This is a genomic window from Massilia sp. Root351 (assembly GCF_001425045.1).
Lineage (GTDB): Bacteria > Pseudomonadota > Gammaproteobacteria > Burkholderiales > Burkholderiaceae_D > Rugamonas.
In genome coordinates this window covers 313001-326642 of sequence record NZ_LMDJ01000001.1, presented here as the reverse complement: position 1 = coordinate 326642, position 13642 = coordinate 313001, and the positions used below count along the sequence as shown (strand labels likewise).

The window sequence follows — 13642 nt, the reverse complement described above, 5'->3', positions numbered from 1 at the left end:
ATGCGCAGCCATCCCCTCCAGTCCGCGCGCCTGATCCTGTGCGCGGCGCTTGCCGCGCCGGCCCTGGCCGCCTCGGCCGCGACACCGCCGTCCGCCGGGCATTTCTTCGAAAGCCCCAGCTTCAGCCGGCCCAAGCTGTCGCCCGACGGCAAATATGTGGCCTTCACCGGCAGCCGCGAAGGCGGCCGCGCCGCCCTGTACGCGCTGGAACTGGCCACCCGCAGCGTGAAGGGCGTGGCGCGCTTCGACAATGTCGACATCGATGACTTCGAGTGGGTCAATCCGCAGCGCCTGGTCTTCGACACGCGCGACGCCAGCGTGCCGGCCGGCGACCGCAGCAGCGCCCCCGGCATGTTCGCCGCCAACGTGGACGGCAGCGGCTACCGCATGCTGGTGGACCCCAGCTTCACCCCGGCCAGCGAAACCGGCAGCATGGTCAAGCAGCGCGCGCTGCCCTACAACACTTACCTGCTGGGCCAGCAGGGCGCCCAGGACAGCGACTCGATCTATGTGCGCCGCGCCAACTGGAACGAACTGACCTGGGATCTGGACAACTACGACCTGCTGCGCCTGAACACCGTCACCGGCAAGGCCGACGTGCTGCCGCGCCCGGCCAAGGTGCTGAGCTGGCTGCTCGACGCGCAGGGCGAACCGCGTGTGGCCATGTCGGACCAGGACGGCACCGCCACCGTGCATTTCATGGACCCGGCCGGCAAGGCCTGGCGCCAGCTGGCCAGCTTCCCGTCCTACGGCGACTCGCCCGGCAACTTCTGGCCGGTTGGCCTGGCCTCGGACGGCAAGCTGTACGTGAGCAGCCGCGCCGGCAAGGACAAGGAGGCGCTGTACCTGTACGACACGGCAAAGCAGCAGCTCGCCGCCGAGCCGCTGGTGTCGCTGGCCGACTATGACTACCAGGGCAGGATGATCTACAGCGGCGGCAAGATCGTCGGCCTGGAGCTGCTGTCGGATGCGCGCAGCACAGTCTGGCTGGACGCGCGCATGAAGGCGGTGCAGGCGGACGTAGACGCCAAGCTGCCGGGCCTGGTGAACCTGGTGCGCCCGGCGCTGCGGCCGCAAACGCCGTGGATGCTGGTGACCTCGTATTCGGACCGCCAGCCCAAGATCTACTACGTGTACAACGCCGACACGCAGGAGCTGGGCAGGTTGGGCGCGGCGTACGGCCGCATCGACCCGGCCGCCATGGGCCAGCAGGACCTGGTGCAGATCAAGGCGCGCGACGGCCTGGCCATCCCGGCCTGGCTGACGCTGCCGGCCGGCGGCGGCAAGCAGCTGCCGCTGGTGGTGCTGGTGCACGGCGGGCCTTTCGTGCGCGGCAACGAGTGGGGCTGGGACGAGCAGGCACAGTTCCTGGCCTCGCGCGGCTACGCGGTGCTGGAGCCCGAGTTCCGCGGCAGCACCGGCTTCGGCTCGCGCCATTTCCGCGCCGGCTGGAAGCAATGGGGCCTGGCCATGCAGGACGACATCGCCGACGCCGCCACATGGGCCATCGCGCAGGGCCACGCCGACCCGCAGCGCATCTGCATCGCCGGCGCCAGCTACGGCGGCTACGCCACCCTGATGGGCCTGGCGAACAACCCGGAGCTGTTCAAATGCGGCGTGCAGTGGCTGGGCGTGACCGACCTGGCGCTGCTGTACAAGGACCACTGGAGCGCGATCTCCGATACCGACGAGGGCTGGCGCCAGTACGGCATGCCGCAGCTGGTGGGCGATCCGGTGCAGGACGCGCAGCAATTGCGCGACACCTCGCCGGTCCACCGCGCCGCGCGCATCCGGCAGCCGCTGCTGATGGCGTACGGCGGCGAGGACCGCCGCGTGCCGCTGCCGCACGGGCGCAGCTTCCACGCGGCCGTGCAGGCCCACAACCCGGCGGCCGAACTGGTGGTCTACCCGGGTGAAGGCCACGGCTGGTCGCTGACCCGGACCCGCATCGACTTCTGGACCCGGGTGGAGAAGTTCCTGGGCCAGCACATCGGCCCCCAGCCGTGATCCAAGCTTTGTTATATTGATAATTTTACAATCGGAAGGATAACCATGCAGCGTTTGTTCCAACGCACCATCCTGGCCGCCGCGCTGTCGCTGGCGGCGCTGGGCGCCCCGTTCGCCTGCGCCGCCGCGCCGTCCGCCACGGCGGCCGCCCTGCCGCCGGTTGAGGACTTCTTCAGCACGCCCGAGTTCAGCAGCCCGACCCTGTCGCCCAGCGGCCGCTACCTGGCCGCGCGCCTGGGCGGCAAGGGCCAGCGCGACCGCCTGGCCGTGCTGGACCTGAAGGACAACAGCGCCAAGGTGGTGGCGCAGTTCAGCAATGCCGACATCAGCAGCATCACCTGGGTCAACGATGAGCGTATCGCCTTCGATTCGACCGACCGCACGCTGGCGCCGGGCGACGAAAAGTCCGGCCCCGGCCTGTACGCCGTCAACCGCGACGGCAGCGGCTACAAGCAGCTGGTCAACCGCAACATCGCCTACGACCACCCGTCCCCGGCGGCCAAGCTGGTGCCGTCCAACGTCGTCCTGCTGCAGCAGCGGGGGCCGCAGGACAGCGAGTTCGTCTACGTCCTCAGTCCGCAATACAGCGCCGGCGGCATCGACTATGTCGACCTGCTGCGCCTGAACACGCTCACCGGCAAGGCCAGCCAGGTCAGCCGTCCCGGCCCGACGCGCGCCTGGCTGCTCGATTTCAAGGGCAACGCGCGGATGGCCCTGACGCTCGACCGCGACCAGGCGGCCATCCACTACCTGGACCCGGCCACGGAAAAATGGCGCCAGCTGACCGCGTTCCCCGCCTATGCCGAGCTGAACAGCTTCACGCCGGTGGGACTGGGACCGGACGGCACCCTGTATGTCAGCGCGCGCGCCGGGCAGGATAAGACGTCGCTGTACAGCTACGATATCGCCAGCGGCAAGCTGGCCGCCAAGCCGCTGGTGACGGTGGCCGATTATGACTTCGCAGGCAGTCTGATCATGGACAAGGACAAGCTGCTCGGCGTGCGCTACTCGGCCGACGCCGTCGACACGGTGTGGCTCGATCCGGCCATGAAGGCGATGCAGGCGCGGATCGACGCCCTGATGCCGCACACCACCAACCTGGTGACCTTGCCGCGCCGCCCGGAAACCCCGATGGTGCTGGTGACGGCTTACTCGGACAGCCAGCCGTCCAGCTACTACCTGTACGACCGCGAAAAGAACAAGCTGGACCGCGTGGGCAGCAGCTATCCGAAGATCGATGCGGGCGCCATGGGCAAGCAGGCCGTGGTGCGCTACGCTGCGCGCGACGGGCTGCAGATCCCCGCCCTGCTGACGCTGCCGCCCGGCCGCAGCAAGCATTTGCCGCTGGTGGTGCTGGTGCATGGCGGCCCGTACTCGCGCGGCAGCAGCTGGGGCTGGAATCCGCACACCCAGTTCCTGGCCACGCGCGGCTACGCCGTGCTGGAACCGGATTTCCGCGGCAGCACCGGCCTGGGCGACGCGCACTTCCGCGCCGGCTGGAAGCAGTGGGGACTGAAGATGCAGGACGACGTGGCCGACGCGGCCAAGTGGGCGACCGCGCAAGGCATCGCCGACGGCAAGCGCATCTGCATCGCCGGCGCCAGTTACGGCGGCTACGCTGCGCTGATGGGCCTGGTCAACGACGGCGACCTGTACCAGTGCGGCATCAACTGGGTGGGCGTGACCGATATCGCGCTGATGTACAGCGCCAAGGGCAAGTGGCATATCCGCCCCGACCTGAGCGACGACTGGAAGCAGTACGCCATGCCGCTGCTGGTGGGCGATCAGGACAAGGACGCCGCCCAGCTGAAGGCCACCTCGCCGCTGCAGCAGGCCGCGCGCATCCAGCGTCCGCTGCTGATGGCGTACGGCGGCGCCGACCGCCGCGTGACCCAGGAGCACGGCACGCAGATGCGCGACGCGCTGCAGGCCGCAGGCCAGGCGCCTGAATGGGTGCTGTACCCGGACGAGGGGCATGGCTGGAAACTGACCAAGACCCAGATCGATTTCTGGACCCGCGTGGAACGCTTCCTGGATAAAAACATCGGCCCTGCGAAAGGAGCGCAATGATGCGTATCGCCCATTTGCACCTGGCCCTGCGCACCGCACTGCCGGCCGCCCTGGCAGCCCTGCCCGGTCCGGCCGCCGCCGCGCCGCCCGCCATCGAAAGCTTTTTCAACCACCCCAGCTTCAGCGACGCGGAATTGTCGCCGGACGGGCGCTACGTGGCCTTCAAGGTCAACAACGGCAAGGAACGCGACGGCCTGGCCGTGGTGGAGCTGGACACCCGCAAAGTCAGCGGCGTGGCGCGCTTTAGCGACGCCGACATCGGCAAGTTCCAGTGGGTAAACAACCAGCGCCTGGTGTTCGATACGGTGGACCTTGCCGAAGCGCCCGGCGCCGTGCGCTACGCGCCGGGCATGTATGCCGCCAACCGCGACGGCAGCGACATGCGCCAGCTGGTGGAACGCGCCACGTACGCGCGCGACAGCACGCAAACCAGCATCCGCACGCGGGTGCTGCCGTTCAACGTCTACCTGCTGTCCCAGGTGGGCGCGCAGGACTCCGATTCCATCTACGTGCAGCGCGCCAATTTCAACGAGGTGCGCAACGAGGTGAAGAGCTACGACCTGCTGCGCATGAACACCGTCAACGGCGCAGTCGAAACGCTGACGCGGCCCGGCGAGGTGCAGAGCTGGCTGCTCGACCAGAACGGCGCGCCGCGCCTGGTGCTGACCGAAGAACAGGACAAGACCTCGGTAATGTACCTGGACCCGGCGCAAAACAGCTGGCGCAAGCTGGCCAGCTTCGCGAGCTATGGCCTCACGACCGGCGTCTTCACGCCGCTCGGTTTCGGCGCGAACAGCAAGCTGTACGTCAGCGCGCAGCACGGCAAGGACAAGCGCGGCCTGTACACCTACGACCTGGCCAGGTCCGGCATGGACAAGGATGCGCTGCTTGAGCTGGCCGACTACGACTTTTCCGGCGCACTGGTGTACAGCCAGGGCCGCATGGTGGGCGTGGAACTGCTGAGCGACGCGCGCGGCACCACCTGGCTCGATCCTGCCATGGCGGCAGTCCAGCAGGCCGTCGATGCGCTGCTGCCGGACACCGCCAACATCGTGCGCCCGCCGCGGCGGCCGCAATCGCCATGGATGCTGGTGGAGGCGTTTTCCGACAAGCAGCCGGCGCTATACCTGGTGTACAACACCGAGACCAAGGCGCTCAGCAAGATCGGCGCCGCCCAACCGGCAGTCGACCCGGCAGCGATGGCCCAGCAGGACCTGCACCGCGTGACGGCGCGCGACGGCCTGGTGATCCCGACCTGGCTGACGCTGCCAAAGGGCAGCGAGAAGCAGGCGAAGAAAATGCTGCCCATGGTGGTGCTGGTGCACGGCGGCCCGTATGTGCGCGGCAACGAATGGCAGTGGGAAGCGCAAGCGCAGTTCCTGGCCTCGCGCGGCTACGCGGTGCTGCAGCCGGAGTTCCGCGGCAGCACCGGCTTTGGCGCGCGCCACGCCCACTCGGGCTGGAAGCAATGGGGCCTGGCCATGCAGGACGACGTGGCCGACGCCACCCGCTGGGCGGTGGCGCAAGGAATAGCCGATCCCAAGCGCATCTGCATCGCGGGCGCCAGCTACGGCGGCTACGCCACGCTGATGGGCCTGGTCAAAGATCCGCAGCTGTACCAGTGCGGCATCAGCTGGGCGGGCGTGTCGGACCTGACCATGCTGGCCAGCCAGAACAACCGCTTCGTGTCCGACATGGGCGACACCTACCGCCAGTTCGGCTTGCCGGTCCTGCTGGGCGACCCGGTCAAGGACGCGGCGCGCTTCAAGGCCACCTCCCCGCTGCAGCAGGCGGCCGCCATCCACCGTCCGGTGCTGCTGGCGCACGGCGGCGCGGACCAGCGCGTGCCGGTGGCGCAGACCAAGCTGCTGTACGACGCGCTCAAGCCCGGCAGCCCGGACAGCGAGCTGGTCATCTACGGCGACGAGGGCCACGGCTGGACGCTGCCCAAGACCCGCGTCGACTTCTGGGGCCGGGTGGAGAAATTCCTGGACCGCCACATCGGCCCGAACGCAGCGCGCTAGGGCCTGCGCACACGCAGTGGAAGCGCGCGCCGCACTCAACGGCGGCAAGCTACGCTCTCTCATCATTAAAGGGGAGAGCGGCTATGGGATTGAAAGTGTTGCAAGGCGGTCTGCAAGGCGTCGCTGCGCTGCTGTTCGCGCTGATGTTGACGGCGCCAGCGGAGGCCGAGGTGCCGGTCCGCAGGTTCTTCGAAAAGGCCCCGGTCAGCGGCGCCAAGCTTTCGCCCTCCGGGCGCTATCTGGCGCTGCGCACCGGCGGCTACCGTACGCGCGACGGCCTGTCGGTGATGGAACTGGACACCGGCAAGCTGCAAGTACTGGCGCAGTACGACGAAGCCGACGTGAACCAGTTCATGTGGATCAGCGACGAGCGCCTGGTCTACAACCTGGGCGACAAGTCGACCGCCATTGGCAACCGGTACTACGCGCCGGGGCTGTTCGCCGTCAACCGGGACGGCAGCGGCGAGCGGCAGCTGGTTTCCCGCGACGGCCAATCCAGCGAAGTTCATGGCAGCGCCCCGGGCGAGATACTGCCCTACAACACCTACTTTCTGGATCAGCCGCCCGGGCGGGACAACAACACGGTCCATGCCGCACGGGCCCAATGGGACAACAAGGGCACCTCCGTCAGTTTTGAGCTGCTCCAGATCGACACCTTGAGCAGAAACACCAGCGTTGTGTCCTTGCCGGCACCGATGCATGGATTGCTGCTCGATGCGCAAGGCCGGCCGCGTCTGACGCTCTCGGTTATGAACGGCAAGAGCACCTACTACTATCTGCAGCCCGACAGCGACAGCTGGCGCGTGCTGGCCAGCTTCGACGCCGCTGGGGAATCAGCCAGCAGTTTCGACCCGGTCGCATTTAGCCCCGATGGCAAACTGCTGGTCAGCACGCGTGCCGGAGGCGACAAGCTGGCCTTGCGCCGCATGGACCCGGCTACCGGTGAATTGGAACGTGATGCGCTGGTCGCACTGCCGGCCTTCGATTTCAGCGGAGTACCCGTGCTGAGCAACGGAAAATTGCTCGGCTACGAAGTGCTGGCCGACGGGCGCACCATGGCCTGGCTGGACGAGGACATGAAGGCGGTGCAAAAGCACATCGATACGCTGGCGCCAGGCCTGATCAACCTGGTGACGCCGCCGCTGCGCCCGCAATCGCCGTGGCTGCTGGTGCGCAGCTACTCGGACCAGCAACCGATGGTCTACATGGTGTATCGCCGCGACACCGGGAAGCTCACCACCATTGCCGCCACCCGGCCGGCCATCCGGCCCGACGACATGGGGCAGAAGGACTTGAAATGGCTCAAGGCGCGCGACGGCTTGCCGCTGCCGGCCTGGCTGACACTGCCCAGTGGCAGGAAAAAAAGCCTGCCGATGGTGGTGCTCGTGCATGGCGGTCCCTGGCAACGGGGCGGCGAGCTGCAATGGGACGAGCAAGCGCAATTCCTCGCCTCGCGGGGCTACGCCGTGCTGGAGCCCGAATTCAGGGGCAGCACCGGCTATGGCAACAGGCACTTCCGCGCCGGCCTCAAGCAGTGGGGCCTGTCGATGCAGGACGACGTGGCGGACGCGGCGCGCTGGGCCATCGAGCAGGGCATCGCTGACCCGCAGCGTATCTGCATCGCCGGTGCCGGCTACGGCGGCTACTCCGCCTTGATGGGCCTGTTGAAAGATCCACAGTTGTTCAAATGCGGCGTCAACTGGGCCGGCGTGACCGACATCGCGCTGATGCAACAGGAAGATCGGTTTGAACCGTACTACCTGCCCGTGGACTGGCGCGGCCCCGGCATGCCGGCGCTGGTGGGCGACTTGAAGCAAGATGCAGCGCAGCTGGCAGCCACCTCGCCACTGCAGCAGGCATCGCGCATCCGCCAGCCCCTGCTGATGGCTTACGGCAGCACCGACAGACACGTTCCACTCAGCCACGGCCGCAGCCTCTACAAAGCGCTCAAGGCCCATAATCCGCAAGCCGAGCTGATGGAGTACGAGAACAAGGAGCACAGCTGGGACATTCCCCAGACCAAGATCGACTTCTGGAGCCGGGTGGAGAAATTCCTGGCCCGGCAAATCGGCGGGGCCGCCAAAGCCGAGTAAAAACGGAGTAAGCTGGCGGCAGTCCACTCACGAGGAGATGCGCATGCCGTCGGGAAAAATTCTGGTCGCACAGGGAGGCGGTCCCACCGCCGTCATCAACCAGTCGCTGGTGGGCGTGGTGCTGGAGGCGCGCCGTTTCCAGCATGTGACGCGGGTGTACGGCGCGCTGCACGGCGTGCGTGGCATCGTCAACGAGGACTTCGTCGACCTGACCCAGGAAACCAGCCACAACCTGGAGATGGTGGCCGCCACGCCCTCCTCCGCGCTCGGCTCCACCCGCGACAAGCCGGACGCGGCCTACTGCGAGCAGATCTTCGAAGTGCTGCGCGCGCACGAGATCGAGCACTTCTTCTACATCGGCGGCAATGACTCGTCCGACACGGTGCGCATCGTCAGCGAGCGCGCCAGGGCGGCCGGCTACCCGCTGCGCTGCATCCACATCCCCAAGACCATCGACAATGACCTGGTGGGCAGCGACCACACGCCCGGCTTCCCTTCGGCGGCGCGCTTCGTGGCGCAAGCGTTCGCCGGCGCCAACCTGGACAACGCCGCGCTGCCCGGGGTCTACGTGGGCGTGGTGATGGGGCGCCATGCCGGCTTCCTGACGGCCGCCTCCGCGCTGGGCAAGAAGTTCCCCGACGACGGCCCGCACCTGATCTACCTGCCCGAGCGCGTGTTCTCGCTGGAGCAGTTCCTGGCGGACGTGCAAGCCACTCACGCGCAGTACGGCCGCTGCGTGATCGCGGTGTCCGAAGGCATCCACGACGCGTCCGGCGAAGCCATCGCCACCCTGCTGGCCAAGGAGGTGGAGCGCGATGCGCACGGCAATGTGCAGCTGTCGGGCACCGGCGCGCTGGCCGACCTGCTGTGCGACCAGATCAAGGCCAGGCTGGGCATCAAGCGCGTGCGCGGCGACACCTTCGGCTATCTGCAACGCTCCTTCATCGGCTGCGTGTCGGACGTGGACCAGCGCGAGGCGCGCGAAGTGGGCGAGAAGGCGGTGCAGTTCGCCATGTGGGGCGATCGCTGCGGCTCGGTGGCCATCAAGCGCACCGGCTACTATTCGGCCGACTACGTGCTGCTGCCGCTGGCCGACGTGGCGGGCAAGACGCGCACCATGGAGGACGAATTCATCACCGCCAGCGGCACTGGCGTGACGGACGCCTTCCGCCTGTACCTGCGGCCCCTGCTCGGCTCCGGCATGCCGGACGCGTTCCGCCTGCGCCCGGCGCCGGTGGCCAAGATCCTCAAGAAGTGAGGTGGGCGAAGGTCTTGTTGACGATGCGCCACGCGCCGTCGGCCAGGCGCAAGGTCAGGTATAGGTGGTAATTGAATCCCAGCATGGGCGAATGCAGCCGCACAGTGGCGATGCTGCCCATGCTGTCCACCGACAGCACCCGCATGCGGTACGGCTCGCCCAGCGACTGTGGACTGGCGCGGCTGGCCACGCCTGCCAGGTAGGCGGCGATGGTCTTGAAGTAGGGCTGGCCGTCGATGTCGCCGTAGACCTGGGCCTCGGGCGCGAACAGCGCCGCCAGGGCGGCGCTGTCCCCTTCATATACGCCGCGCAGATAGGCTTCGGCCACGGCGGCGATCCCGGCGATGTCGGCCGCTGCGGGCCGCGTGGGTGGCTGGTTCATCTCATGCTCCTTTCAAAAAGGGGAACACGCCGGCTGGCGCCCTCCCCGTGCCGCAGCGCTATGCGGCGGCAGCGACGTGCTGCAAGGTTGCCTGCAATTGCTGCTCCAGCTTGTCGGCATGGGCATAGCCGGGGCTGATCTCGTACAAACCGTCGCCGGTGTCCAGCAGCAGCGCGGGGAAGCTGCGGATGCCCAGCGAACGCACATGCGAGAACTCGGCCGCCGTCACGGCGATGGCCGCCGCGCTATTCCACTCCGCATGCAGGGCGGCGGCCGGCACCGCGTGGCCGGCCTTGGCCAGCGCCGCCGACGCCACCTCGGCCAGCACCGCGCCGTCGGTCGTGTCCAGGCCGTCGACATAGAACGCATGCTGCAGGGCGCGGAACACGGCCAGCTGGTCGGCCTGCGGCGCCACGCGCCGCACCGCCACCACAGCGCGGCAAATCGGCTCGGTGTCGTAGACGAAGTTCTCGCGCGCCAGGAACGCGGCGCGGTTGAACGGCAGGCCGCTGCTGTCCTCGACCCGGGCCCAGTGGCCCAGGCGGAATTGCTTGCCGGTGTCGTCCAGCAGGTCGGTGGCGCCGGCCCGCACGCCGCCCACCAGGATCTGCAGTTCCAGCTCCGGGTGGCGCTGCGTCAGCGCGGTCAGCTCTTTGCCAAAGCCGTAGCACCACGAGCACATCGGGTCGCCGGCGAAGACCAGTTTCATGACTTGTCTCCCAGCTTGGCCGCCGCGCGGGCTGCCGCTTCGCGCGCGCGCATGGTGACCACGTTCTCGCGGTTCACGCCCCAGCTGTCCATCTCCACTTCGTCGATGATGACGAAGGTGGTGGCCGGGTTCTTGTTCAGCACGCGCTGCAGCAGGTCGGTTGCGCCTTCGATCAGTTCCAGCTTCTGCGCAGCGGTGGCGCCTTCCTTGGTGATGCGGATATTTACGTACGGCATGGTGATTCTCCTTGGGGTGAAGTGATGGGCGGTGGGGGTGCTTACCAGGTGCCGGCCGCTGCGCCGCCGTCGACCACGGCCACGGTGCCGCTGACGAAAGACGAGTCGGTCAGGTACAGCACGGCGTTGACGATGTCGTCGGTCTCGCCGACGCGGTTGGCGGGCGACAGGCCTTTCAGGAAGTGCTGGGTGCCTTCGTCGGTGCCGTGCATCGGGGTGCGGATAATGCCGGGCGCCACCGCGTTGACTTGCACATTGGAGCCGGCCAGTTCAATCGCCAGGCCGCGCGTGGCGTGGTTCAGGCCGCCCTTGATCAGGATGGGCAGCAGCGCGTTGACCTTGGCGTTGGGCTGCTCGGCGATGGCAGCGGTGATGGTGACGATGTGGCCGGCCTGGTTGGCGCTCATGTGGCGCGCCGCCTGCTGCGACGGGTAGAAGAAACCCATCAGGTTGGTGCCGACAATGGTGTTGACTTCTTCTTCCGTGTAGTCGCCCACGGCCTTGGGCAGGAAGATGCCGGCGTTGTTGATCAGGATGTCCACCTTGCCGAACGCGGCAACGGCTTGCTCGAACAGCGCGGCGGCGGTGGAGGCCAGTGCGATGTCGCCGGCCACCGGCAGGAAGTTGGCGGGGTTGCCCAGCTGGGCGGCGGCGGTCTGCAGGCCGTCGGCGCTGCGGGCGTTGCCGACCACGTTGTAGCCGCGCGCCAGGTAAGCCTTGGCGATGGCAAAGCCGATGCCGCTCGATGCGCCGGTGACGATGACGGTTTTGTTGCTGTTCATGGTGTGCTCCAGTTCAGGTTTGAGAGGGTTACCGCTGGGTTTGTTTGCGGCATGAACACACTTTACTTATTCCATCCGGGCCAATAAATGGCTAATATGGAACATGACTTAATACACGGTGTAATCTATGCAGCGTAACTTCGACGAAATGCAGCTCGGCACCATCGAGCTGTTCTGCCAGGCGGCGGAACTGGGCAGCTTCACGGCGGCGGCCAACCAGAGCGGCGTGACGCCGGCGGCGGTGAGCCGCTCGATCGCGCGGCTGGAGGAGCGGCTGGGGGTGCGCCTGTTCGTGCGCACCACGCGCCAGATCCGGTTGACGGACGGCGGCCAGCGCTACTACGAGCAGTGCCGCGAGGCGCTGGACCGGCTGCTCGAGGCGGAGCGGGAAGTCACCGGCGCGCAGAAGGCGCCGGCGGGCCCGCTGCGCATCAGCGTGCCCACGCCCTACGGCCACTACCGGCTGCTGCCCATGTTGCCCGAGTTCCGTGCGCTGTATCCGGAGGTGACGGTGCAGGTCCACATCAGCAACCGCAACATCGATTTCGCCGACGAAAGCTACGACATGGTGGTGCGCGGACGCGACCCGGCCGATTCATCGCTGATCGCGCGCAAGCTGGAGGATGCGGAACTGGTGCTGGTGGCGGCGCCGGCCTACCTGAGACGCGCTGGCGCGCCCAAGTCGCTGGACGAGCTGAAACAGCACGAGTGCATCCAGTTCGACCTGCCCAGCAGCGGGCGCAAGATCCCGTGGCAGTTCAAGGTGGACGGCAAGCAGATCGACATGATGACCAGCGGCGGCTACACCTGCGCCGAAGACGTGCTGGGCATCGTGACCCTGGCGCGCGCGGGCGCGGGGCTGGTGCAGACCTACCGCTACATCGTCGAGCGCGACCTGGCGGACGGCTCGCTGGTGGAGCTGCTGCCGCAGTTCGGCGGCACCTCGCGCCCCTTCATCCTGCTGTACCCGCACGCGCGCCACCTGTCGCTGCGGGTGCGCGCCTTTGTCGATTTCATGACGGGGCGCCTGGGGCAAGCCGCGCCCCGGGAGCGGGTGTAACACGCGCCGGGCAGGGCCGGCGGCCCTTGGCGGCTTATTTGCGGTAGGCGGCGGTGGCGCGGCCGAGGTTGTCCTCGATGGCGCCGGGTTGCTGCAAGCCCTGCTCCACCAGCGCTTTCAGGCGCTGCTGGGTGGCGGGACGCTTGACCGAGGCGATGAAGGCGTCCCAGCCCGGCTGCATTTCGGCGTCCGGCGGCAGGCTGGCCAGGTTCACCAGCGCCTTGGTGTCGACGATGGCGGCGCGCTCGAAGGAGGCGATGCGGCGCGCCATGGTGTCGACGAAACCGTCCAGCTCGGCATCCGGCAGCGAACGGTTCACGTAGCCGTAGCGCTCGGCCACGTCGCCGTTGATGTCGTCCGAAGCCACCAGGATTTCCAGCGCGCGGCCGCGTCCCACCAGGCGCGGCAGGCGCGCCATCGGGCCGCCGCCCGCCACCAGGCCGGCGCCCACCTCCCACTGCGACAGCACGGCTTTTTCGCGGCTGGCGAAGCGCATGTCGGTGGCCAGTATCAGCTCGCTGCCGATGCCGGTGGCGCGGCCGCGGATTGCCGAGATGGTGACGATCGGCAGGCGGGCGATGCGCACCATGAGGTCCGGCACCGGGTGCATGCCGGTGGGGCCGGGCGCCATGCCGGTCGATTCTTCCAGCGGGGTAAGCAGGTCGTAGTGGGCGATGAAACTGCCGGGGATGGCGCTGTCGAACACCACCACCTGCACCTGCTGGTCGGCTTCGATGGCTTCCACGATCCGGACCAGTTCGCGTACTTCCTTCGGGCCGACGATGTTCAGCGGCGCGTTGGCGAAGGTCACTTTCCAGTATGCCGGCGTGACACGGGTCAGGCGGATCTTGGCGTCCGGCGCTTCGGCGCCAATCGGGGCGGCGCTGATCGGGGCGGCGCTGGCGGCAGGCGCCTTCGGTGCGGCAGCCTGGGCGGCGCCGGCGAAGCTCGCGGCAAGGGTGGCGGCGGCGAAGGCGGCCGCCAGCGCACCGGCGATGCGTTTGATGGCGAAGGTCATGAT

Annotated in this window: 11 protein-coding genes; 6 read left to right on the top strand and 5 right to left on the bottom strand. The window is 67.9% G+C overall.

The window, feature by feature from the left end; genetic code table 11:
* The 5 genes from ASD15_RS01460 (at window position 1) to ASD15_RS01440 (ending at window position 9452) form a co-directional block, all read left to right on the top strand.
* Window positions 1-2007 carry a S9 family peptidase gene (locus ASD15_RS01460; protein WP_057152941.1) on the top strand — a complete coding sequence of 669 codons (2007 nt, stop codon included), beginning with the start codon at window positions 1-3 and terminating at the stop codon, window positions 2005-2007.
* Window positions 2008-2052: 45 nt separating this feature from the next.
* Entirely contained in the window at window positions 2053-4077 is a 2025-nt protein-coding gene (locus ASD15_RS01455) for an alpha/beta fold hydrolase (RefSeq protein WP_057152939.1), read from the top strand.
* Window positions 4074-6101, top strand: coding sequence for a S9 family peptidase (locus ASD15_RS01450; RefSeq protein ID WP_229418016.1), 2028 nt, complete (start codon window positions 4074-4076; stop codon window positions 6099-6101). Before ASD15_RS01455 ends, ASD15_RS01450 begins: the two co-directional genes overlap by 4 nt.
* 83 nt (window positions 6102-6184) lie before the next feature.
* Window positions 6185-8194: an alpha/beta fold hydrolase gene (locus ASD15_RS01445; RefSeq protein WP_082551477.1), complete on the top strand. Its 2010-nt coding sequence runs from the start codon at window positions 6185-6187 to the stop codon at window positions 8192-8194.
* A 43-nt stretch (window positions 8195-8237) separates the two neighbouring features.
* Window positions 8238-9452, top strand: coding sequence for a 6-phosphofructokinase (locus ASD15_RS01440; RefSeq protein ID WP_057152935.1), 1215 nt, complete (start codon window positions 8238-8240; stop codon window positions 9450-9452).
* On the opposite strand, the gene ASD15_RS01435 is transcribed toward ASD15_RS01440, so the two are convergent.
* The 4 genes from ASD15_RS01435 to ASD15_RS01420 are packed head-to-tail and all read right to left on the bottom strand — an operon-like array spanning window position 9442 to window position 11561.
* Window positions 9442-9834 carry a nuclear transport factor 2 family protein gene (locus tag ASD15_RS01435; RefSeq protein WP_082551476.1) on the bottom strand — a complete coding sequence of 131 codons (393 nt, stop codon included), beginning with the start codon at window positions 9832-9834 and terminating at the stop codon, window positions 9442-9444. The two genes, ASD15_RS01440 and ASD15_RS01435, sit on opposite strands and share 11 nt — an antisense overlap.
* Window positions 9835-9892: 58 nt before the next feature.
* Window positions 9893-10543, bottom strand: a complete 651-nt coding sequence (locus ASD15_RS01430) for a DsbA family protein (protein WP_057152933.1) — start codon at window positions 10541-10543, stop codon at window positions 9893-9895.
* Window positions 10540-10779, bottom strand: coding sequence for a 4-oxalocrotonate tautomerase family protein (locus ASD15_RS01425; RefSeq protein WP_057152931.1), 240 nt, complete (start codon window positions 10777-10779; stop codon window positions 10540-10542). Before ASD15_RS01425 ends, ASD15_RS01430 begins: the two co-directional genes overlap by 4 nt.
* Window positions 10780-10820: 41 nt before the next feature.
* Window positions 10821-11561: an SDR family NAD(P)-dependent oxidoreductase gene (locus tag ASD15_RS01420; RefSeq protein WP_057152929.1), complete on the bottom strand. Its 741-nt coding sequence runs from the start codon at window positions 11559-11561 to the stop codon at window positions 10821-10823.
* Window positions 11562-11688: 127 nt separating this feature from the next.
* Between ASD15_RS01420 and ASD15_RS01415 the strand changes: the two genes are divergently transcribed.
* The gene (locus tag ASD15_RS01415; protein WP_057152927.1) at window positions 11689-12621 is read left to right on the top strand and encodes a LysR family transcriptional regulator; all 933 of its coding nucleotides are present in this window, start codon (window positions 11689-11691) and stop codon (window positions 12619-12621) included.
* 34 nt (window positions 12622-12655) lie between these two features.
* Here ASD15_RS01415 and ASD15_RS01410 read toward each other — a convergent pair whose 3' ends face one another.
* Entirely contained in the window at window positions 12656-13639 is a 984-nt protein-coding gene (locus ASD15_RS01410) for an enoyl-CoA hydratase/isomerase family protein (protein ID WP_082551475.1), read from the bottom strand.
* Between the last annotated feature and the right edge of the window lie 3 nt (window positions 13640-13642).